Below are 20,536 nucleotides of genomic sequence, written 5' to 3'. Positions count from 1 at the left end.
GTTACTCGATCAGGCCCGCTTGCGCGAAATGCCGGTACAGCGTTTTTGGCGTCAGCGGTAGCTCATCTATCTTCACGCCGGTTGCCAGCCAGATGGCATTACGAATCGCCGGGGCGGGTGAAATCAGCGGCGGTTCACCCAAGGCCTTATGCCCGTAGGCGGATTGCGGTTCGTAGGTTTCAATAAATGCGCACTCCAGATCGGGCAGATCGAGAATGGTCGGGAATTTGTAATCCAGCAGGTTAGGGTTGCGCACGATGCCGCTTTTCTCGTCAATAATCATCTCTTCGAACAGCGTCCAGCCAATCCCCATGCCCATTCCGCCATGCACCTGGCCCTCGGCCAGCAATGGGTTAAGGATCTGGCCGGAGTCATGCAGATTGATAATCTTGTTGATAGTGACTTTGCACAGCGGGATATCAACGGTGAGATCGACAAAGGTGCAGCCAAAAGCCGGTGGGTTGCTGCGGGTCTTGCAGGAAACTTCGGCCATCAGCTGCCCGCCGATCTCCTGATCGTAATGGGCACTCATGGAAACCTGTTGCACCGAGAACAGCACCTTTTCCGGCTGAGCTTTAAACACCACTTCGCCATTAACGACATCCAGTGCCCACTCGGGCTGGCCGCACATCGTGGCCGCATGCCGGATGATTTTGGCGCGCAGTTCGCTAGCGGCTTGGCGAATGGCCGGGGCGGTAACGTAACTTTGCCTTGAAGCAAACGCACCGGGATCGTAGGCGGTGATATCGGTGTCTTGCGTGGAGATAACATAAATGGATGAGAAGGGCACGCCGACGGTTTCTGCCGCCATTTGGGCGAACACCGTATCCGAGCCTTGGCCAATTTCCGTGGCACCAATTTGCAGGTTGATGGTGCCATCCTGATTCATCAGCAGGCGGGCGCTGGCGATCTCCACGCCCACCGGATAAGTATTGGAAGCATAGCTCAGGCAAGCCACGCCAACGCCGCGGCGGATCGGCCCGGTTTGATTCAGGCAGGCGGCGCGGCGTGTATCCCATTCAAATAGCTCACGGCCTTTCAGCAGGCATTCAAGAATACCGGCGCTGTGGATTGGCTTATGATTCAGCGGATTGGTATCCCCTTGGCGGGCAACGTTTTTAATCCGCAACTCGAGAGGATCCATGCCTAACTGGGCAGCAGCCTCGTCGATCATGCATTCCAGGGCAAAGGTCACCTGTGGAGCACCATAGCCGCGCATCGCCCCGGCATTGGGCAGGTTGGAGTAATAAGTAGTGGCCTGGTAACCGAGGGCGATGCGCGGGTATAAATAAGCGATTTTATTGGCCCCGGCGGCGGCGATCGAATGGCCATGGGAAGCGTAAGCCCCGGTGTTGGACAGCACGTCCAGGCTGTAGGCTTGCAGGATGCCATCGCGGCTTACGCCCAGCTTGCCGCTGACCGCAAACGAATGCCGGGTGCGGGAGGCTAAAAAGCACTCCTCGCGGCTCAGTTCGACTTTGACCGGTATGCCGCCGAGTTTCCAGGTCAGAAACGCGCACATTGGTTCTTCCAGCACATCTTGCTTATTGCCAAAACCGCCGCCGAGATAGGGTTTAATCACCCGGATGGCTGACCACGGCATGCTCAGCGCCTGGCCGACCACGCGGCGTACAATATGGGGGATTTGGGTGCTGGAGACGATCACTATCCGTCTCATCTGATCCATATAGGCGTAGGAGATCACCCCTTCCAGGTGGCAATGCTGCACCACCTGCGTTCGGTAATGGCCTGCAACCAATACCTCCGCCGCAGCCAATACCGCATCCGGATCGCCACCTTTCAGCGCGTGCTGTTTCAGCAGGTTGCTGGTGCCGCCGTGCAGCAACGGAGCATCGGCCGCCAGCGCGGTCGCGGCGGTGGTCATCACCGGCAGTTCCTGATATTCAACCTCGACCAGCAGGGCGGCTTTTTCTGCCGTCAGCGGATCGCAGGCGACCACAATTGCCACGCCATCACCGTGGTGGCGCACATGGCCGGTCAGCAGTTGCTTATCCGCCACGTCGAGCTTATTGGCATCCAGCGACCAGGCATGGCCTGCGGTTGGGAAGCACTGCTGCGGGACATCCTGATAGGTGAAGATGGCTTCTACGCCCGGCAATTGCAGAGCTTTCTGGGTATCAATTCGCGTAACCAGGCCGTGTGCGATCGGGCTGCGGACATACTTGGCATAGCGCATGCCGGGCATGCTGAGATCGTCAGTGTAGCGGGCCCGACCGGTGACTTTAGCTTCTGCATCAACGCGTTTAAGCGACACTCCTAAAGCCATATTGGCCCCCTGATGATAGAAAAAACCGCTAGAGGGGTAACAGCAACTTGCAGGCCATAATCGGTTGATTCGTGGGGATAATGTGAATTTCGTGAGTTGATACTGGTTTTCGGCAGAATCAGGGCGGTTCTGATGGGCAAAGGATCTGGCTATGCGGCGATAATTTATCAATCTGATAAGGGGATTATCAGGTTGATAACCGCATCAACTTACGGGCTAGGCGGTAACTGTGACGGCAGATCGATATCCTGTACGATGCCAGGTTGATCGATAGGCAGCAGGTAAACCGGTTCGCGGCTGAGGAGTTCACGGGCACCGCGATCGCCACTCAAGCAGCACAATGCGCGGTGCCAGGCGGCGGAAAAACCCACCGGATGGCCCGGCTGCTGTTGGCAGACAGGGCGAACGATACTGTGCTGCTGCAACGCGCTCGCCACTTGCAGAAATACCGTTGGCGTGACGAAGGGCATATCTGCCAGATGAATCAGCCAGCCATCCCAATCTGAGGTTGCCGCAACGCCAGCGGCGATAGATTCCCCCAGCCCACCGCTCGCCAGCAGTGTGACCGGCACCTGATGCGCGGCACAGGCGTGCTGTACCGGCAGGTTTTCTGGCCGGGTCACCACCTGCACCGGCAGGCCGGACGCCAGCGCCTGTTGCAGCGTCAGTTCAAACACCGTGCTGCCATGCAGAGCAGCGTTGAGTTTATTCCCTGTGCCACCGGCCTGGGTGAAGCGCTCACCACGCCCGGCGGCGGTGATTACAATGCCCGTTGTCATGTTATTGATCTCCTTGCATACAATTTTGATTGTTACAGAGATCCCCGCGTTGTGTATAGCCAAAACAATCTTACCGTGTGTGCATCTGCGGTAGTTGACCGGCATCGTCATTCACTTCGACGACCAGGGTGAACTCACCGCGCCGTATCTGAATGCGTAGGCCGCTACCATCCCGCTTCACCTGCATGTCGGTTATCGGCTGCTTATTATCAAAATCCCACACGCAAATAAACTCTGCCCGTGGTTGATGGCTGCGCAGCGTCAGATAGCTTAAATCGGCCACTGCCGGGTTAGCGGGGGCAGCGCCTTGCCACAGCATGGCATCACCATGCAGCCACAGGGCTTGCCCCTTACGCGAAACCGCAAAATGGCGTGGCTGGCTATTGATCAGCGGCGTTACCAGCGCATCGTGCATCACCGCCAGCGGCCCATGCTGGCTGAAATTGGCCGCATTGCCGGTGGCATCCAGCGCTTTGCCCGGCAGATGCAGCGCCCAGTCCAACTGCTGCTGATGCGGATTTTCTATGCTGCTGATGTCGATCAACGCCCCCTCCAGCCACAGCAGGCGGCGGCGAAAATAGACATCGCGGTAGGCTTGGCTGTCCCATTCTAGCCGGGTATGGCTGTCCAGCATCGGCGGGGCTTTTCGCCAGTCCACTTCCGCATCCAGCCAGCAAAACGCCTCATCTTGATGATAATGGAGCACCTGCGGCACCGCCGGAGGCTGATTAGTTTGGTTCACTGCCAGCGTGTTGTGGGTGGCGCTGTTTTTGTAGTAGGCATAGTGCATCCGCGCGCCATAGCCGGTAGTACCGAGATCGGGCAGGATCTCTTTGCCCTGGTTGAACAAAATCAGGCTCAGCCGATCGTAATGGTCATGTTCGCCGCCGTAGGGCGTGTGTTTCACCAGCAATGCTCGACGTTTGGCGGGGTTACGCCAGATAGTGATCCCGCAGCTCGGCGCATGCAGATTCTGCTGCGGGATCACCTCCAGCGGTTGAGAAGGCAGATCGGTGCCGTAGAGCAATGCGTCGATATTGGCACGCGGTGTGGCGCGATAAATCGCCTGTAGCGCCGCCGCGTAGGCGTCATCCCGGTAGCAAGACCAGGCAAACTCGTAGACGTCGCTGTGATCGAGCCTTTCCTGGCCATAAATACAGTCGTTAATACGCGGGAAACTGCCGTCCGGCATCAGCAGTTGCAGCGGGAAACTGAGCATTTTGCGGTAGAAAGGGGTATCCAGCAGGCTCCAGCGGCTGCCTTTGGCCAGCTTTTCAAACGCCAGAAAACCCTGTAGCGCGTAAAAGTGATAATGGATCGAGCCTTCAAACCATAACCCTTCGTCAAACAGCCCATGTTCAAGCTGGTAGCGCAGGCCATAGGGCTGATTGACGGCAAACTCCAGCAACGCTTCATCTTGCAGAATAAACCCCAGCACGCCGATAGCGCTGCCGATCTTCACTTCATGGTTATGCAACTGCGGCGTGCGGTGGACCATCAGAAACTCCGCTCCACAGCGCAGCAGGCGGTCTGTGATGTCGTCGCGCTGTTGCGCCGTTAGCGCTTCGGCGATGTAATCAAAACCCAGCGCAAAGTCGAGCAGGCAGTTGGCTTCGCACAGGGTCTGTGCATTCATTTTGCCCGGCCCGTTGTAAGGAATATTGCCGTGCACTTGGTAATCGGGATAGAACGCCGCATAGGCGGTCAACATCGCCGTGACCTTATCCAAGTACTCCGCCGCGCCGGTCAACTGCCACAGCAACCCCAACTGATGGCAGGCTTTGGCATTCAGGCCGTTCATCTCACGCCACCAGGCGCCGTCATAGGGTTCACCGCTAAACAACTGGTCATCCACCGGGCAGCGATGGCGGTTAGGGCAATGGCGTTCCCATACCAACCGCACGCCGTGATCCGGGCAAAAATAGTAAAGATTCCAGGTGGCTACGGCGGTTTCCGGGACTTGAACCGGGCTATTGAGCACCACGGCGTTTTGCGCTTTCAAGCGCTCAATCACCTGCGGTTGCTGAGCCGCTCGTTTCCTCAAGAGAATAAGTTGTTGCGTGGTGAACTGCTTCATCGCTGTTAATCCCTATTCCCTGGCATCAGTGTTTTAGTGGGGTGATAAGCGTAGTGATTTCATCAGGATAAGTCGCCATCAGCCATTGGGCCTTTTCGCTGAACTGTTTATCGTCGGGCCATGCGCGGGCAGCACTCACCATATTGACCAAGGCTTTTTTGGCATCCATTTTGTCGATGTCTTTCCACGGCCATGGCGTATCGCTGTTAACGAACCCGGCAATGTAGCCGTAGCCTTTACGCAGGCTGTGATCGTCCAGGGCAAAATTCCACACGTCGACGCCAGCCACTTCGCCTAAGCGCCCCAGCTTGTTGTAAGCCTCAAGGTGAAAGTTGCTGTAATGCCACGGGCGGGTACGCTCAAGTTCCGCCATCTGGCGGCCTTCGATATCAAAATGGGAAGCAATACGCCGCAGTTGGGTGATTTGCAGGCGTTTTTTCGCCTCGGGAAGATTGCCGCTGAACAGGGCAAATGACGCGGCTTGCAGGTCGAAGTAGGTACCGTGGTTGTTATGCCAGTTGTCCTCTTCAAAACCGTTCTGGCTGGTGGTCATCCATTGGTAAAAATCGCCATACCATTGTTTGATTTTCTGGTAATCGTCCTCGCTGAGCACCTTGGCTGGGCGCAGCAGTTCCACCGCGTCGATCACCTCCACCAGTGCCCGGCTGTCGATCAGCCCGATGCCGCGCCCGTCGTTAATCCCAGGGATCGCCTGGGCATATTGCAGGTTCGGGTTCATGCGGGTTTGCGGGTTGATAAACCAGGTGACGAGCTGATCGCGCGCCTTTTCAGCGTAGGCCGGTTTTTGGCTGAACTGCCAGGCGAGCGCCAGCGTCCAGACGTCATCACTCATGCTGTTCAGGCGTTTTTTATCGGTGGCATCGCTGTTGGCCGCAGGGTTGGTTTCGCCGTCTTTGCGTACATAAGGCAGCCCGTCTTTTTTGGCCGGATCTGGCCACCAATAGGGCGGAAAGCTGAAGTAGTCATGTTTGTCGCCGCTGGCGGCGGTCAGGCTTTTATCCATTACCGAATACGCGGGTTTGCCAAGAGCCTTATCTGCTTTGACGATGAGTGCGTTATAGGCACCGACAAACGCTGGATTTTGCGCTGCCAGTTGTTGCTGGCTGTACTGCAAGTCATCAAGTTTAACGATCAGCGGATGTGCCTGTGCCGCATAGGAAGCCGTAACTTGCAGTGCGGCAGCAACGGCCAGTGCCAGCCAAGAGCCGCGGGATAATAAAGTCATTTTTATTGGTCGCATAATTTTCTCCATTTACCAGAGGACGTTTTTATTAATTTTTGGACGATAAACATCCGCTAACCACGAGGTTAGAAAATATTACTTAATGCTTTTTGATGTTATTTGTTTCCGAACAAAATGAAAGTTAAATAATGTTTCATAGTGGTAATGGCGCAGTGTAAGAGGCCGGGTGGTTTTTTTTTTGATGTACTTCAAGTTTAATGATGAGATTAAAAATAGCCCTAAAAAATGAGCTATCCATCACGGTAAACAAGGTTTATCAACATTTTTTTATTTTTTAATAGAAAGCGCGCATTTTATAATGAATTGATTTTTAATATATAATTTATTTTGTCACTTTTTTAGTCACTTCTTGATGTGATCAATAGCAAGTTTTTAAATTTTGAAACATGATTTCTATTTTATGGCATTGTGTTTCAAAATGGCATTCTATTTAATGGCTCAGTACTTCTTTAAAATATAAATTAATCTGGTTCACTCCATTTTCGTGATAATCAAACCTCTTACAAAAGGATGTGAATAAAAATGTCTGCGACAAAAATTAAATCCTTATTACTGTTATCCGTACTCGGCTTGGGCACTGCTCAAGCTTATGCCGAAGAAACTCTCAATATCTGGATCCGGGCCAGCAACGACTCAAAAAACATCTACAAGAAAGAAGCGGAAACCTTTGAGAAAAAAACCGGCATAAAAATTGAGTATTTCAACGCCACCACCGACTTTGAACAGCGCTTGGCGCGGGCTGCGGCGGGGAATGCCTTGCCGGATCTGATTTTTAACGATGCGGTAGCGATTGGGCAGTTTATCCAGCTCGGCATCGCCGATGAGATCGACCCGAAAAGCATTGCCGGGCACGACAATATTTATCCGCTCGCTTGGCAAAGTACCCGCTATACCGACGGCAAATACTACGGAGTACCGACCTCTGCTCAGACCTTTGCGCTGTTTGTGCGTAAAGACTGGCGCGAGAAACTGGGGATGCCGCAGCCAAAAACCTGGGAAGATGTGGCAAAACTGGCAAAAGCCTTCACCACGCAAGATCCCGATGGCAACGGTAAAGCCGATACCTACGGCTTTATTCTGCCGGCTTCCACCACCCGCGGTTACGCCAGTTGGTTTATGAGCGCGTTTCTCTGGCAGGCCGGTGGCGATTTCATTCGTGAGTCAACGCCGGGCAAGTTTAAAGCCTCGCTGGATGAACCGGCGGCGGTTGAAACGTTGCAATTTATGCGCGGCATGCTGTGCGAAAAAGTGGTGCAGCCGGGGGCGATTAACGCCACCACGGCGGATGTGATCCCCTCTTTCCGCTCCAGCCAGAGCGGCATGTTCTTCAGCGGGCCTTATCATATTGCGCTGTTTGATAAAGATCCGGGCAAAGACACTTTCGAAGTGGTCACCTTACAAGGGCCAAAAAACCAGGCCACGTTGGCAGAAGGGACTACGGTGTTCCTGATGAAGAGCAGCCAGAAGAAAGAGGCCGCCCGCAAGTTCATCGAATTTATGATCTCCCAAGAGGGGCAAGAGATCGGCATGGGTAAAGGCAGCAGCAATATCCCGGTGGTGCGTTTGCCAGTGAACAAGCTGGTGGATACTCAGGCGGTTTACAACGATCCGCGCTGGGCCACCTTCGCCACGCTGTATGCCGAACAGGGCCGCTATGTGCCGCAGGTGCCAAACTGGACGCCAATCCGCCAGATCACCGCCGAAGGCTTTAACCGTATTCTGGCGGACTGTAACGGTGATATCGCTGCTGAGTTGAAAACCACCAACGGCAAAGTCAACGCCGAGCTGGAAAAGCAGAGCGTGCTGGCGAAGTAGTGCCCTAAACGGCGCCCAGAGGTGTAATGCCGGTCAGTTAAGCAGAAAAGTGCATCATCATTCGGCACCATGCTAACAGTGACGCCCCCTCTCCCTGTGGGAGAGGGCCGGGGTGAGGGGCTTTAGCTCAGCGATACCCCCCTCACCCTAACCCTCTCCCCGAAGGAGAGGGGACTGGTTAGTCTTAACTGAGTGGTATTACGCCCAGAGGGGCGCCTTGATAAATCCTTGAGAGCGATGATAACCATGCTGACTTCCCGCCAGAAACGGAATCTGGTGCCGTGGATCTTCCTGGCCCCGGCCCTGATCATTTTCACCTGGTTTAAATTTATCCCGATGCTGCAAGGCCTGGTGATGAGCTTTTACAAGGTGAACTTTAATCAAGCGAACGAGTGGGTAGGGTTTGCCAACTTTGCCCGCGCCTTTGCAGATACCGACCTGCATTCGGCGGTGTTCAATACCTTCCTGTATGTGATCGTGACCATGGTGGTCGCGGCGGTATTGGCCTTTTTCCTGGCGATGCTGCTGGAAGGCCCGGCGCGCCACCTGCGCTTTATCCGTACCGCTATTTTTCTGCCAGCGGTGACCAGCGCGGCGATCGTCGCCGAAATGTGGCGCATCCTGTTCAACCCGACGCCAAACGGCGTGATCAACCAGGTGCTGAGCTGGTTCGGTGTTGCCGATCAGGGCTTCCTGGCGAGCTCCGATCAGGCGCTGTGGGTAATTATGCTGCTGCATATCTGGAAAGCGGTGCCCTACAACATGGTGATTTTTATCGCCGGGTTGGCCGGGATCAGCCGTGATCTGTATGACGCGGCCAATGTTGACGGCGCCAGTTGGTGGAACCGCCTGCGCTACGTGACGCTGCCCGGCATGATCCCGGCGCTATCCGTGGTGCTGATGCTGTCTTTTATCCGCGGTTTCCGCGTATTCGCCGAGGTGTATGCCACCACCGGCGGCGGGCCTTCCAATTCCACCGAAATGATCATGACGCACATCTACAAGCTCGGTTTTGAACAGTTTGATTACGGCTATGCCTCGGCGGTGTCGTTCCTGCTGTTTGCCTTCACCGTGCTGCTGACCCTGTGCCATCTCACGCTGAAAAAGCGCATCACCCGCTATTAAGGAGCCCGTAATGCTGAGTAAACGTTGGGATACCATTGGCCGCTGGATGATCTATGCGCTATTGCTGGTGGTGTTCGTCGGCCCGTTCTGGGGTATTGTCGCCACCGCATTCAGCGCCGCGCCGGTCAAACCGGGTGAACTGCTACCGTGGCCGAATGCCTTCTCGCTGCAAAACTTTATCTTTGCCTGGCAAGAGATCGGCGTTTGGCAATATCTGCTGAACTCGATGGTGGTGGTGTTTTTCGGCACCATTTTGCAGGTTTCCGTTAGCGCACTGGCGGCCTATGCGCTGGCCCGTAAAAAGTTTATTGGCGTATCCTTGGTCAGCCTGGTGATCCTCTCCACCATGATGCTGCCGGAAGAGGTGATCGCCATCCCGCTGTATATGATCATCAACTGGCGGCTGCCGGTGATCGATGCCTCGCTGTATAACAGCTACCTCGGGATGATTATGCCGGTGGTCGGTTGGGCGTTCTCCATTTTCGTGTTGAGCGAATTTATGGCCGCCATCCCGAAAGAGTTGGAAGAGGCGGCACGCATCGATGGCGCCAACGAATGGCAGATTTTCTTCCACGTGATCCTGCCGCTGGTGAAACCAGCCCTCGGCACCGTGGTTACGTTCGGTTTTATCATGATTTGGGATCAGTATCTGTTACCGCTGATTGTGGTTAATCAGGACAGCCTGAACACCATCCCGGTGATCCTCAGCACCCTGCGCACCGACGAAAGCATCACCCCGAACATCTTTATTGCCATCACCTTACTGGCGATGCTGCCCAGCATCATCGTTTATCTCGGCCTGCAAAAACATTTCAACCGCGGGATTATGTCCGGCGCAGTGAAAGGATAAGGAGCGACACATGGGATCCGTTGTATTGAGCAATGTCTGTAAATCGTATGGCGATACGCATGTCATTAAAGATGTCTCTCTGACCATCCCCGACGGTGAATTCTGCGTACTGGTCGGCCCCAGCGGCTGCGGCAAGTCGACGCTGCTGCGCATGATTGCCGGGCTGGAGGAGATCACCGGCGGGCAGGTGGCAATCAATGAAAAAGACGTCACCGACGTAGAACCTAAACTGCGTGACATTGCGATGGTGTTCCAGAGTTACGCGCTGTATCCGCAAATGTCGGTGCGGGAGAATATGGGCTTCGCGCTGAAAATGGCCAAGCTGCCGAAAGCGGAAATCAACCGTAAGGTGGATGCGGCGGCAGAGCTGCTCGGGCTTGGCGTGTTGCTCGATCGCCTGCCGAAAGATCTTTCCGGCGGCCAGCGCCAGCGGGTGGCGATGGGCAGGGCGATTGTGCGCAATCCGCAGGTGTTTTTGTTCGACGAACCGCTTTCCAACCTGGATGCCAAACTGCGTACCCAGGTGCGCGGCGAAATTCGCGAGCTGCATCGCCGCCTGAAAACTACCTCGGTCTATGTGACCCACGATCAGATCGAGGCCATGACCATGGGGCAGATGATTGTGGTGCTGCGCGACGGGCGGATTGAGCAGGTCGGCAGTCCGCTGGAGCTGTACGATCGCCCGGCCAATCTGTTCGTTGCCGGGTTTATCGGCTCACCGGAAATCAACCAGTTGAAAGGGGAAATTGTGATACAGGGCGATGAAACCCTGCTGCGCTTGGCGGATGATTCGCGTCTGCGCCTGCCGGTTGGCCTACAGGTGCGGGCGGGGCAGCAAGTGGTTTATGCCATTCGCCCGGAACAGGTCAATGTGGTGAATGAAAACGAGCAAAGTGGCGCGCTGCAAGCCACCATTACCGCGATCGAAAATACCGGTTCGGATATGCAACTGTTCTGCAATACCGGCGGCGGAGCCTTTACCTCGGTGTTCAAACAGCGTCTTGAGGTGCAGGAAGGTGAAACGGTTTGGTTGCAGCCAAAACTGGCGGGTATTCATATTTTTGATGCCGAGAGTGGGCAACGCGTACCTTACCATGCAGCATAAGAGCGAGGGACGGATGAAGTTATATACGCTGGATGTCGCCTGCCTGGAAAATGCCCGGCACCGGTTACAGCAGCCTTTTTCACCGTTGCAGGCCGCGCTGGCCCGTTTGGTCAGCGAAGCCGACACGCTGCGCGGCCAGCCGCTGGAAACGGTCGTCAATAAGAAACTGCGCCCGGTGAGTGGCGATCCCCATGACTATTACAGCCTGGGAACCTACTGGTGGCCGAACCCGCGGCGGCCCAACGGCTTGCCCTATATCCGGCGCGACGGGCACACCAACCCGCAGTGTCAGAATAACGATACCGATACCACGCGGGTGATCCGCATGTGCGAGCGCTGCCTGACGCTCGGGCTGGCGTGGTATTTCACCGATCAGCGTAAATATGCGCTGGCGGCGGCCGAACAGATCCGCTGCTGGTTTCTCCATGCCGATACTTTGATGAATCCGCACCTGAACTATGGTCAGGCGATACCGGGCATTGTCTCCGGGCGCGGTACCGGGCTTATCGACACCCGCCTGATGTGGATGGTGATCGACACCATCGGCCTGATAACTTCTGCAAACGTGCTGGATACTGACGATATTATCGGGCTGCACCAGTGGTTCCGCGATTTCAATCACTGGATGTATCACAGCGAGGTCGGCCACTCCGAATACGTATGGCACAACAACCACGGCACCTGGTACGACGCGCAGCGGGCGGTGAATGCGCTATTTTATGGCGATAAAGGGCTGGTGGCGCGGATTATCCAGCAGGGCATCACCCAGCGCATGGCGGCGCAGATCGATCAGGATGGCAAACAGACCATGGAACTGGAGCGCCCGGTGCCGTTCCACTATTCCTTGTTTAACCTGGAAGCGCATCTGCTGCTTAACCGCTATGCGGAACACGTCGAGTTTGATCGCTGGAACGAGATGCGCGACGGCAGAAGCGTCAAGTTAGGGATCGACTATCTGGTACCGTTTATTGCCGAACCGGACTTATGGCCGTACAGCGATTTGCAGGGGATCGTCTGGGACAGCGCGCTGCGGCTGCTGCTGCAAGCCATTCGCGGTTATCCCAAAGAAACTCGTTATAAAACCGTGTTGGCGGGATTGCCAGAAGAAACGCACAGCCTGCGGGAGCATTTGATGTGGTGTGGTTAGTGGGGAGTGCGATTTTTTGTGGTATCAGGAGCGGCGATTTAGGGTGGCACTGCTGCTCAAGTAAAATGCTGGCACGGCAGCAACGTTTTTAGTTTATAATATGCCTAGTTATATAGCATGCAGATGGGAGTTGTGATGAGTAGTAGTAAAAAAGCGGTGTCATCTTATACCAAACCTTCCCGTGAGCAGATTGTTCGTTCTGTGGTGACTTCAACTGCAATTGAAACAGGTCAATCATCGGATAAAATCGAAGCCTCTCTCAAAGCCCAGCGTGAGAAGTTTGCACATCTCCGGTTGGCAGTTTAATCGTTGACTAGCGCTTTGCTTACCCAATACGTCATTGGTTCATAGTTCATGCTCATCCCTGCATGAATAGCTGATATGTATTGGGTTTTGTTTTGTTCCCAGCTTTGGTAATCCAAAGGATTGAATCCTCCCTGAACGGCCATCACATCAGCCAAAAGCCGTGATAAGCGCCCATTACCTTCTCTGAACGGGTGAATGAGTATTAGCTCTACGTGGATAATCGCAATTGCTTCTATGACTTGTTCTCGGCTCATCCCTGAGCATGGCGTGTACCTGCTAAGGTACTTGGTTTCGAATTCAGCCAATAACTTCGGTAACTGTACAGAAGGCGCAAACATAAAGCCGCCTTTACTGATATTCACCGTTCTTTCTTGTCCTGACCATTCATAGATATTCGCCAACCAACGGTGGTGCCAGCTTTTTATCATCGAAAAGGTTATTCTCCCCAAAGGGAATTGTTCTTCAAAAACAAACTGATAAAGCTTTTCTAACAACACTAATTCAGCACCATCGATTTCATCAGGCGTAGAAATCCCCAGTTTGTTTGCCAAGACCTGCTCGGCAGAGTTTTTTGCATACTTTCCTTCGCTGCCTGAGGCGTCATATCGGCTCATTAGAGGTTCCAGTTTGTGGATGTTTCCAGAGGATAAATATACCCTTCATACTTCAAGTTGCTTGGGTGTTGGCTGCGCTCTGTCGCCCCAGTCACATAGTGGACTATGCTCCTGGGGTCTCCAGTGCTTGCCGCCTACAAGCAACTCGAATTATTTTGGGTATAACTCAATTATAGTGAGATCCTATAATGTACAAAATTCCATTTTGCCCAACATGTCAAGGTTGTCTTACAAATATTAAACCGCCCATTCAGGCATCAGTTCGCTGCAATAAACAAAGCTAGCGCAATGGTCGCTCTGATTGCCGTCAGAAAAGCCGGGTTATTGATATTATGGGTACTGAGCGTCGCGATGGTATTTTCCGTATTTCCATTCATTCTGATACGACTCCATTCTTTTTATACTGTTAATGGTTTTAATATGCAGATGCTCCTTATTTCTACCAGAAAAAGCCTGGAAAAAACGGAAAAACAATAGCGTATTTCCGGGCTAGGTGGTTTAGAACTATACCCGTGATATTTCTCATTGCAGAACAAACGGGTGCGGTATGGCCACGCCTGCTGAACCGCAGCTTAGTTAAACGTGACCAGCATTTCTGTTGATGCATCAACCGGGCCGGTAGGTAAACTGGTGCCGCCAGAGCACAACCGCCAGGTGACCTGATTATTGAGCACTTTCGCCGACTCGCTGCTGGCGATACTCCCCACCTTAAGCTGAGTATTATCAAACGGAATGCCGGTGGTGCTGTTACAGTCGCCACTGCCGGTAACGCCATTATTGATCTCCCCGGTGATATAGCCGCCGCCCTGGGTCAGTGCCAACCGGGTAGGGGTTGCCGAATACAGGCCGCTGATGGCGCGGAACTGGACGTTGATATTGGCATCAATCCGGTCCGAATCCTGTGAACAGGATACCGCTAAGGGATAGGTCAAACGTGCCAGCTCACTGCCAACCTGGGTATTACGTTGCACACCGCCAAAGTTAATATTGGTGGTGGTGGCTATTGTGCAGGCTAATGTAGATATGCGGAGAGTGATCGCCGCCGGTAAAATAACCGCACTCCTGTCCCCACTAACAAAAGAGCTGTAACTCCCTGCGTACATGGTGGGAATGGTGACTTGCCCACTTCTTTGATTGCCATCGGCAACCATGGCCCAAGTCCCTGATATATTGACCGTTCGGGTATAGTTCGCATCATAGAAATAGGTTGTGCTGGCTGGGGATGTACGCGGCGGTAAGCACCACTGCTTTTGCGGATTGGAAGGGAACGGGCTAGTAATGGTGAACCCGGTGTCGGTTCTGCCCTCCGTTTTGGGTAATCCAATTGTACCTGTGAGTGTTTCCAGGCCAGCGACACCGCTTCGACGGTAGAGTGCGCTCCCGGTAGCTCTGGGAACCAACCCGACTCCTGGAGCGATCTGCAATGCGGTATAACCCGCGATAGTAGTGAGCGCGGAAGCATTTATACAAGATGTTGATATATTGGATATTGCTATCATGCCAGTTGTAATCGACAAACCAGAACCTAAGAGCGGGCCAGTCAGCGTTTGGTTGAACGGTAACCCCTCCCAGACGATCCCGCTCCCTTTACCGATAGTGACAATATCAGTGGCTCTGGAGTAAGGTGCGGATACCAGCAATAAGGTCAACACCGCCAATAGGCGCAGAGTACCTCGGTTATGGCGCATCGTCTTGAGGTATGGCTCTATTTTCATGTTCTGTAGCTCCTGCTCTTATATTATTCGTGACTCTGGCAGCCTTCAGAAGGTTATTTCCCCTGACAGGCTACGCTCAACATATGTATCGGGTTATTGGCTGATGGCGCTGAGACATTTTTCAGGTTGAAAGAGGCCAGACATTGTTGGTTTGCCTCTTTACCCCAGGTCACCTTCAGCTTTCCTTGTTCCGGCAGACCGCTCAGATACACTTGGCCCATTTCCCCCACAATCCCGGTATTAGGCTTGTTGGTCGCCGTATTCTCTACCGCCGCAAGCGCGCCGAATGGCACCGGCGTGTTGTCTGCTAATTGCAGCGTCATCAGCACCTGATAACCGACGTGTGTGGCGAAGTTGGCAACCACCACCGCCCCTTTGGTCGGGTACAGGTTGAGGCTGGATTGGGTGATATCGACATTGTCCGGCAAGGTGGCCGGATTGAGGCCGACGTTGTTGGGCTGATAGCTCGACAGATAGGGCACTACCGCATAGCCACGGCTGTCGGTACGGATGTCACCGCTCATCACACTGGTGCCCTTGGCTCCCGGTGCGCTGACAACCGCCACGGAGTTGCCCAGCATCTGGCCGAATGTCACTCCTTCCGGATGTACAACGATGCCCCCGTTGCCGCTCAGGTTCAGGGCGCGATTCTGGCTGTTGTAGCTATAGCCCATGCTGGCTGACCCTTTGCTGCCTTGATAGCTGGTATTCAACGTGCTGCTGTTATTGCCTTGCCCATTGGACCAGCCCTGCATCACGCTATAGGACAGGCGGCTATCCAACGCGCTGCCGCTAATCCCGCTCTGCTGTTGCACCAGGCCCTGGCTGTCGTGGGTCATCTGATAACTGGCATAGGTATTACGCAATGCCGGTGAGGCGCTGAACAGGTTCAGTGGCACCTGCATGTTCAGCGATAGCTGCCGGTTCTCTGGCCAACTGCCACTCCCTTTGAGCCGGTCAACACTGTAGGCCAGGCCGAAACTCACACCCTGATAACTGCCGTTGTAACCGGCCGACACCGTGTTCACCACCTTGTCATTGCCCCAAAAATCATTACGGGAAGCGGACAGATACACGGAACCCCATGAGTCCAGTTGTTGGCTGAGCCGGATCTGGAAATTGGAACGTTGGCGTTCCAGAGCCCAGGGAACTTGCCCATCACTGAGTTGGAAGCCGAGATTGTTAAAGTCGGCAAAACTGTAATAGTGGCGAGTTGAGTAGCGGTAGGCGGTCAGATCCACCGCCGTCCCGGTGCTCAACAGGCTCTTGGCATAACGCAGCCGGTAAGAATATCCTTGCTGATGATCGTCTTGTCCGTGCAGTTTGGCGTTGGAGGCGGTGACGTCTGCCGACAGCGCGCCGAAGTTGCCCAGAGAGAAACCGCTACCTGCCACGACAGAGGTATAATCCTTAGCCAGCAGTGTGCCGCCATACAGGGTGATATCATGGGGCAGGCCGTAAATGGCGGTGCCGAGCACAAACTCTGCCTGCTGCGAGCCGACCGTAATGCCACCGTTGTAACGGCCTGCCGTCACTTCATATTTCAGGCTCCCCTGCCGCCGCATCACCGGGAGCGACGAGAAGGCGAGTGCCTGGGTGCGAACGGTACCATCGGCCTCGTGAATGGTGAGAAGTAAGTCACCCGCTTGTCCGGTCTGGAACAGGTCATTGATACGGAATGGCCCTGGCGCCACATAGGTCTGATAGACGATATTGCCGTTCTGGCTCACCGTAACGCGTGCGTTGGTCTGTGCAATGCCGCTGATAATCGGCGCAAAGCCGCGCAGGCTGGTGGGCAACATATCGTCACTGGAATTGAGCTTGACTCCGCGAAACGGAATGCTGTCAAACACGTCGTTTTCCGTGTTGCTTTCCCCCAGCAGAACTTCCGAGCGCCAGGGTTTGATATCGCGTTGCAGATAGGTGTGGCTAAACTGTGTGCTCTGGCGGGTTGGCTCTGACTCATTGCTTTGGCTATTGGTATTACGCGAGTAGGTCATGTTGCTGCGCAGGCGCCATGCTTGCCAGTTAGCGCCACCTTGCACGTTGGCAAACAGGTTGGTCTGGGTGTTACTTCCCATGCCCGCTTGTTCACTCTGCCAGTTGCGCCCGCCATTCAGGTTGTAATTGAACAATAACGCGGACACCCCATGATCCCAGAGGGCAGGATCAACCGAACCTTGTGCATTGGGCTGCATCGCCACCTGCGGGATACTGATATCCAGGCGCAACTGGGCTAAGTCAAACTGGATTGTTGCTTCAGGGATCAGGGCCGCAAGATCGTCAACGGGCTTTTCCGCTGATAACCCGGTAAAGCTCGGTAAAACCTGCGTGTTCACTCCCAGCTTATGCAGGAAATCTGGCGTGAGTTGTGGCTGAATATTTCCATGGCTATCTGCCGTGAATACCAAAGTATGCTGACCCTGATCGGCCTGATTGATAAACACAGAGACGGTATAAGTGCCCGGCGGGATTTTCCCCGAGGTGCCAAAGGCGCTCAGATCCACTGCGGCAGCATTGGCTCCCCCCAAAGAAAGTAACCCTGGGTCAAAATAGTCTTGGGCCAATACTGGGCTACCGACCAGGAGTGTCGCTCCTGCCAGCACAGGCAATAATGTGAGTTCGGTGTGTCGTATTGTCATTGTTATCACGTCTATAACGAAAACCAGGGGCGATTTTTCAGCACAGCCTACAGTGGGCGCTGCTCTGCTGGGGTATCCCAACCATCTTCATCAATCAGTTGCCATGTCACCTTGCCAGAGGCATCGCTTGGCAGGGTGTAACGCTGTTGGCCTTTGGGGGGAACCATCAGGCGCAACTGCGCTTTGTCCAATGCCGCTGTCCCCACCTTTAAGTGTGAAAAGGTCAGCCAATAGGGGGTTGGGTTGTCAGCAATCAACTGATTACCCTCACGGCGGAATTTCAGCTTGGGGGCCATGTCGGCAACGGCACGTTTAACCAGCCCTGCCGGGCGGTAAAATACCTTCATATTGCTGGTGATGGTCAGCACCATCTGCTTCTCTTCTGCGCGCTGATCTGGTGCTGCCTGGGCGGGGATCGCCTTCATTGAGATAAAGAACACGGACTCACGATCTGCGGGTAACGGCTCACCGTTACGCCGGATGCGCAGCGTCAATTCACTGTTGGCTTCAAGACGCGCCAGCGGTGGCGTAACAATAAACGGCATAGCCGGATGTTCTCCCTCGGCCACATTGCCGGTCGCGGTATCGACGGGCTGTATCCACGACTGCATCAGATAGGGATAAGGGGTGGTATTGTTGGCCGTCAGGGTGACCCCTTTTTTGTCGCTCTCAAGATAAATCACGCGCAGCACCTGGAAGGAAATCCCCTTTGGGGCTGCGGGTAGCTGCGCATGAACCGTGCTGACACTGGTCATTAACAGACCTAGGGCCCAACCGACCGAACGCCAGGAGAGTAAAAGGTTCATTAGCGTGTTTCCTATGTGGATGAAACCATCTGTTGGCACAGGGTAGATAAGCCACCGTAATCAGTCACCGTCTGCCATTCGGCCTGTGTTACTCGCTCTTTAACCGTATAGTTCTGCGTACTCATCGGGGCCAGCATTGACGGTTGAGCATCCAGATTGATGGGTTTGCCGTTGAATTTCAGCTGCCCTAACGTCTGGAAATAGGGCGTCGGGTTCTCGATCCGCACACCGTTAATTGCCGAACTTAGCCGTAGGCTACAAGTTGGTGCCATTTTGAGATCTGCCGGGCGATAAAACAGTTTGATCACAAAACGCACGCCCATAGAAACCTTGGCTAAGGGGATGTCTTTACCGGGGTGAGCGGGTATGGCGATGACTGCAAGGTAAAACAGTGATTCGCGATCGGCGGGCAAGGAAGTACCCTGCGGGATAATCCGCAGCAACTGCTGGTTGTCGGGTTGGAGTGAAAACACCGGCGGCGTCACGATGAAAGGCGCTGAGGTGCTATCGTCAGGCGTCAGTTGTACCCGGCTTTGGATCAGGTAGCTCTGCTTGGCGGTATTTTTCACCGCCAAGGTTTGCGTTTTATCGGTGGATAAAAAGATCACCCTTGTCTGGCTCAGGCTGATCCCCCCGGCAGGGCTCTGTGCTGCCAGGGTGGGAGCCGAGATCGACAAACACAAACCGCTAATAGCAACCGTACGATAGAGATCAATCAAGAACATAGCAGCCTCAGCGATAGGCCAGGTTAAACAGGACACGCGCCGTCAAGGTACCCGGCGTTGGGCGTTCGCTGGTGCATGCCAGGCTGCCGCAGGTGATCCCGGCATAAAACCTGATGTTCTGATCGAGGGGATTTACCCCTGCTGCTGCCAGCGGGATATTGTCTCCATTTTTGACTTCTGTACTGCCATAACCTGGTGGCACATCCGTCTTCACCAGCATGACTCCCACACCGGAAGTGGTGGAGTCGCTGCTACGGAATAACCATTTGCTATCGCGCGCGATCCCATCACCACTGACGTTAACCACCGGAGCAAGGGCGGCATCGGTTCCGCTGCAATCCTGCACGGTAAGGGTAAAGGGCTGGGCGGCCTGCAAGGTTGAAGGGGCTAACTGTGACAGATGAACAGAATCCAGCGCCAGCGTGCTTTTATCCAGGCTAAAGGTGCATGTTCCTGGGTTGAGTATAGCGGAAAAATTGAGCGTTACCGCCTGAGCAGGCGCACCCACCAGGGCTGACAGCGCCCACATTGTCAGCAGGAGAGTGCTCTTATGGCAGGTTATGATTGAACGCACTGATCCCTCCTTGGTCGTTAATGGTTTTCCACTGTACTGCGCCCTGCGTCTTTGCCGTTGGGTAGGTATGGCTGCTGAACGGTGCCAACATCAAGGCCGCAGGCGTATCCAGTTTGAGCGCCTGCCCACCCACGCTGATTTCGGCAAAGCTGACAAAATACGGCGAGTTATTACTGACCTGAATGCCCCCTTTGACGCGGGAAAACTGCAGGTTTTGTTGTGCTGCCAGGGATGTAGACGGCAGATTGTTTGGGCGATAGAACATTTTTATGATATTTCCGACGCCAAATTGGGCAGCACCATGCACCCCGGCCTGTTGATTATTGGCTTGCGGAGCCGTGCTGGCGGGAATAGCGCTGGCATGGAAATAGAACACAGATTCACGATCGGTCGGTAAGTTTGCGCCTTGCGCCACAATACGTATCTGATTAACGCTATTGGGCTCCAGGCGAAACAGCGGTGGCCGGGTTTGAAACGGTGCTGGCTGATTTCCATCCTGTGAACCGCTGATTCTCGCCTGCACCAGGTATGGTTGCGATGCCATGGTATTGCGCACTGTTACACTGATACTGTCAGCGCCTTGGGGGTAAATCAGACGTGTGGCATTGATACCAAAGCCACCGGTTTGAGCCACGGCAAGTAACGGTAGCGAAGCGAACAATGCTGAAAATAATGAGAAAATACGTGACATATAACGATTCCTAA

The 20,536-nt window shown here is 54.3% G+C and carries 17 protein-coding genes; 6 read left to right on the top strand and 11 right to left on the bottom strand.

The features are described 5' to 3' along the window. Position 1: 1 nt before the first annotated feature. The 4 genes from xdhA to ACX1CU_RS14280 form a co-directional block, all read right to left on the bottom strand. Positions 2-2,287, bottom strand: a complete 2,286-nt coding sequence (gene xdhA, locus ACX1CU_RS14295) for a xanthine dehydrogenase molybdenum-binding subunit XdhA (protein WP_459398959.1) — start codon at positions 2,285-2,287, stop codon at positions 2-4. A gap of 209 nt (positions 2,288-2,496) precedes the next feature. Further along, positions 2,497-3,066 carry a nucleotidyltransferase family protein gene (locus tag ACX1CU_RS14290; RefSeq protein WP_459398958.1) on the bottom strand — a complete coding sequence of 190 codons (570 nt, stop codon included), beginning with the start codon at positions 3,064-3,066 and terminating at the stop codon, positions 2,497-2,499. Between the two features lie 70 nt (positions 3,067-3,136). Further along, positions 3,137-5,143 carry a heparinase II/III domain-containing protein gene (locus ACX1CU_RS14285; protein WP_459398957.1) on the bottom strand — a complete coding sequence of 669 codons (2,007 nt, stop codon included), beginning with the start codon at positions 5,141-5,143 and terminating at the stop codon, positions 3,137-3,139. Between the two features lie 25 nt (positions 5,144-5,168). Continuing rightward, the gene (locus ACX1CU_RS14280; protein WP_459398956.1) at positions 5,169-6,404 is read right to left on the bottom strand and encodes an alginate lyase family protein; all 1,236 of its coding nucleotides are present in this window, start codon (positions 6,402-6,404) and stop codon (positions 5,169-5,171) included. Positions 6,405-6,929: 525 nt separating this feature from the next. On the opposite strand from ACX1CU_RS14280, the gene ACX1CU_RS14275 reads away from it, so the two are divergent. From ACX1CU_RS14275 to ACX1CU_RS14250, 6 genes are all read left to right on the top strand, one after another. After that, positions 6,930-8,222: an ABC transporter substrate-binding protein gene (locus ACX1CU_RS14275; protein WP_459398955.1), complete on the top strand. Its 1,293-nt coding sequence runs from the start codon at positions 6,930-6,932 to the stop codon at positions 8,220-8,222. 237 nt (positions 8,223-8,459) lie between these two features. Further along, positions 8,460-9,347: a carbohydrate ABC transporter permease gene (locus ACX1CU_RS14270; RefSeq protein ID WP_459398954.1), complete on the top strand. Its 888-nt coding sequence runs from the start codon at positions 8,460-8,462 to the stop codon at positions 9,345-9,347. A 10-nt stretch (positions 9,348-9,357) separates the two neighbouring features. Beyond that, the gene (locus tag ACX1CU_RS14265) at positions 9,358-10,197 is read left to right on the top strand and encodes a carbohydrate ABC transporter permease (RefSeq protein WP_076942133.1); all 840 of its coding nucleotides are present in this window, start codon (positions 9,358-9,360) and stop codon (positions 10,195-10,197) included. 10 nt (positions 10,198-10,207) lie between these two features. Then, entirely contained in the window at positions 10,208-11,302 is a 1,095-nt protein-coding gene (locus ACX1CU_RS14260) for an ABC transporter ATP-binding protein (RefSeq protein ID WP_459398953.1), read from the top strand. Between the two features lie 13 nt (positions 11,303-11,315). Then, on the top strand, positions 11,316-12,449 hold the full coding sequence (locus ACX1CU_RS14255) for an alginate lyase family protein (RefSeq protein WP_459398952.1): 1,134 nt from the start codon (positions 11,316-11,318) through the stop codon (positions 12,447-12,449). Between the two features lie 135 nt (positions 12,450-12,584). Then, complete coding sequence (locus ACX1CU_RS14250) at positions 12,585-12,755, top strand: hypothetical protein (protein ID WP_459398951.1); 171 nt, start codon at positions 12,585-12,587, stop codon at positions 12,753-12,755. Here the strand turns inward: ACX1CU_RS14250 and ACX1CU_RS14245 are convergent. From ACX1CU_RS14245 to ACX1CU_RS14215, 7 genes are all read right to left on the bottom strand, one after another. Continuing rightward, a complete protein-coding gene (locus tag ACX1CU_RS14245) occupies positions 12,752-13,369 on the bottom strand; it encodes a Fic/DOC family protein (protein ID WP_459398950.1) in 618 nt (205 codons plus the stop codon). The two genes, ACX1CU_RS14250 and ACX1CU_RS14245, sit on opposite strands and share 4 nt — an antisense overlap. Positions 13,370-13,941: 572 nt before the next feature. Then, positions 13,942-15,084 carry a hypothetical protein gene (locus ACX1CU_RS14240; RefSeq protein ID WP_459398949.1) on the bottom strand — a complete coding sequence of 381 codons (1,143 nt, stop codon included), beginning with the start codon at positions 15,082-15,084 and terminating at the stop codon, positions 13,942-13,944. A 53-nt stretch (positions 15,085-15,137) separates the two neighbouring features. Beyond that, positions 15,138-17,726 carry a fimbria/pilus outer membrane usher protein gene (locus ACX1CU_RS14235; protein WP_459398948.1) on the bottom strand — a complete coding sequence of 863 codons (2,589 nt, stop codon included), beginning with the start codon at positions 17,724-17,726 and terminating at the stop codon, positions 15,138-15,140. A gap of 47 nt (positions 17,727-17,773) precedes the next feature. Then, on the bottom strand, positions 17,774-18,532 hold the full coding sequence (locus tag ACX1CU_RS14230) for a fimbrial biogenesis chaperone (RefSeq protein WP_459398947.1): 759 nt from the start codon (positions 18,530-18,532) through the stop codon (positions 17,774-17,776). 11 nt (positions 18,533-18,543) lie between these two features. Then, the gene (locus ACX1CU_RS14225; protein WP_459398946.1) at positions 18,544-19,257 is read right to left on the bottom strand and encodes a fimbrial biogenesis chaperone; all 714 of its coding nucleotides are present in this window, start codon (positions 19,255-19,257) and stop codon (positions 18,544-18,546) included. A gap of 7 nt (positions 19,258-19,264) precedes the next feature. After that, positions 19,265-19,831 (bottom strand): fimbrial protein, encoded by a 567-nt coding sequence (locus ACX1CU_RS14220; RefSeq protein ID WP_459398945.1) that lies wholly within the window; start codon positions 19,829-19,831, stop codon positions 19,265-19,267. After that, positions 19,806-20,522 carry a fimbrial biogenesis chaperone gene (locus ACX1CU_RS14215; RefSeq protein ID WP_459398944.1) on the bottom strand — a complete coding sequence of 239 codons (717 nt, stop codon included), beginning with the start codon at positions 20,520-20,522 and terminating at the stop codon, positions 19,806-19,808. Before ACX1CU_RS14215 ends, ACX1CU_RS14220 begins: the two co-directional genes overlap by 26 nt. Positions 20,523-20,536 lie beyond the last annotated feature (14 nt).

Source organism: Serratia sp. D1N4 (assembly GCF_054552755.1).
Note: the sequence above shows the minus strand (reverse complement) of the source record. Positions and strands in the feature narration are given on the sequence as shown.

Excerpts from the sequence above, each read along its gene's own strand:
- ACX1CU_RS14215 (WP_459398944.1), bottom strand. The coding sequence starts at position 20,522 with ATGTCACGTATTTTCTCATTATTTTCAGCATTGTTCGCTTCGCTACCG.
- ACX1CU_RS14230 (WP_459398947.1), bottom strand. The coding sequence starts at position 18,532 with ATGAACCTTTTACTCTCCTGGCGTTCGGTCGGTTGGGCCCTAGGTCTG.
- ACX1CU_RS14255 (WP_459398952.1), top strand. The coding sequence starts at position 11,316 with ATGAAGTTATATACGCTGGATGTCGCCTGCCTGGAAAATGCCCGGCAC.
- ACX1CU_RS14235 (WP_459398948.1), bottom strand. The coding sequence starts at position 17,726 with ATGACAATACGACACACCGAACTCACATTATTGCCTGTGCTGGCAGGA.
- ACX1CU_RS14245 (WP_459398950.1), bottom strand. The coding sequence starts at position 13,369 with ATGAGCCGATATGACGCCTCAGGCAGCGAAGGAAAGTATGCAAAAAAC.
- ACX1CU_RS14285 (WP_459398957.1), bottom strand. The coding sequence starts at position 5,143 with ATGAAGCAGTTCACCACGCAACAACTTATTCTCTTGAGGAAACGAGCG.
- ACX1CU_RS14265 (WP_076942133.1), top strand. The coding sequence starts at position 9,358 with ATGCTGAGTAAACGTTGGGATACCATTGGCCGCTGGATGATCTATGCG.
- ACX1CU_RS14275 (WP_459398955.1), top strand. The coding sequence starts at position 6,930 with ATGTCTGCGACAAAAATTAAATCCTTATTACTGTTATCCGTACTCGGC.
- xdhA (WP_459398959.1), bottom strand. The coding sequence starts at position 2,287 with ATGGCTTTAGGAGTGTCGCTTAAACGCGTTGATGCAGAAGCTAAAGTC.
- ACX1CU_RS14240 (WP_459398949.1), bottom strand. The coding sequence starts at position 15,084 with ATGAAAATAGAGCCATACCTCAAGACGATGCGCCATAACCGAGGTACT.
- ACX1CU_RS14225 (WP_459398946.1), bottom strand. The coding sequence starts at position 19,257 with ATGTTCTTGATTGATCTCTATCGTACGGTTGCTATTAGCGGTTTGTGT.
- ACX1CU_RS14290 (WP_459398958.1), bottom strand. The coding sequence starts at position 3,066 with ATGACAACGGGCATTGTAATCACCGCCGCCGGGCGTGGTGAGCGCTTC.
- ACX1CU_RS14280 (WP_459398956.1), bottom strand. The coding sequence starts at position 6,404 with ATGCGACCAATAAAAATGACTTTATTATCCCGCGGCTCTTGGCTGGCA.
- ACX1CU_RS14260 (WP_459398953.1), top strand. The coding sequence starts at position 10,208 with ATGGGATCCGTTGTATTGAGCAATGTCTGTAAATCGTATGGCGATACG.
- ACX1CU_RS14270 (WP_459398954.1), top strand. The coding sequence starts at position 8,460 with ATGATAACCATGCTGACTTCCCGCCAGAAACGGAATCTGGTGCCGTGG.
- ACX1CU_RS14250 (WP_459398951.1), top strand. The coding sequence starts at position 12,585 with ATGAGTAGTAGTAAAAAAGCGGTGTCATCTTATACCAAACCTTCCCGT.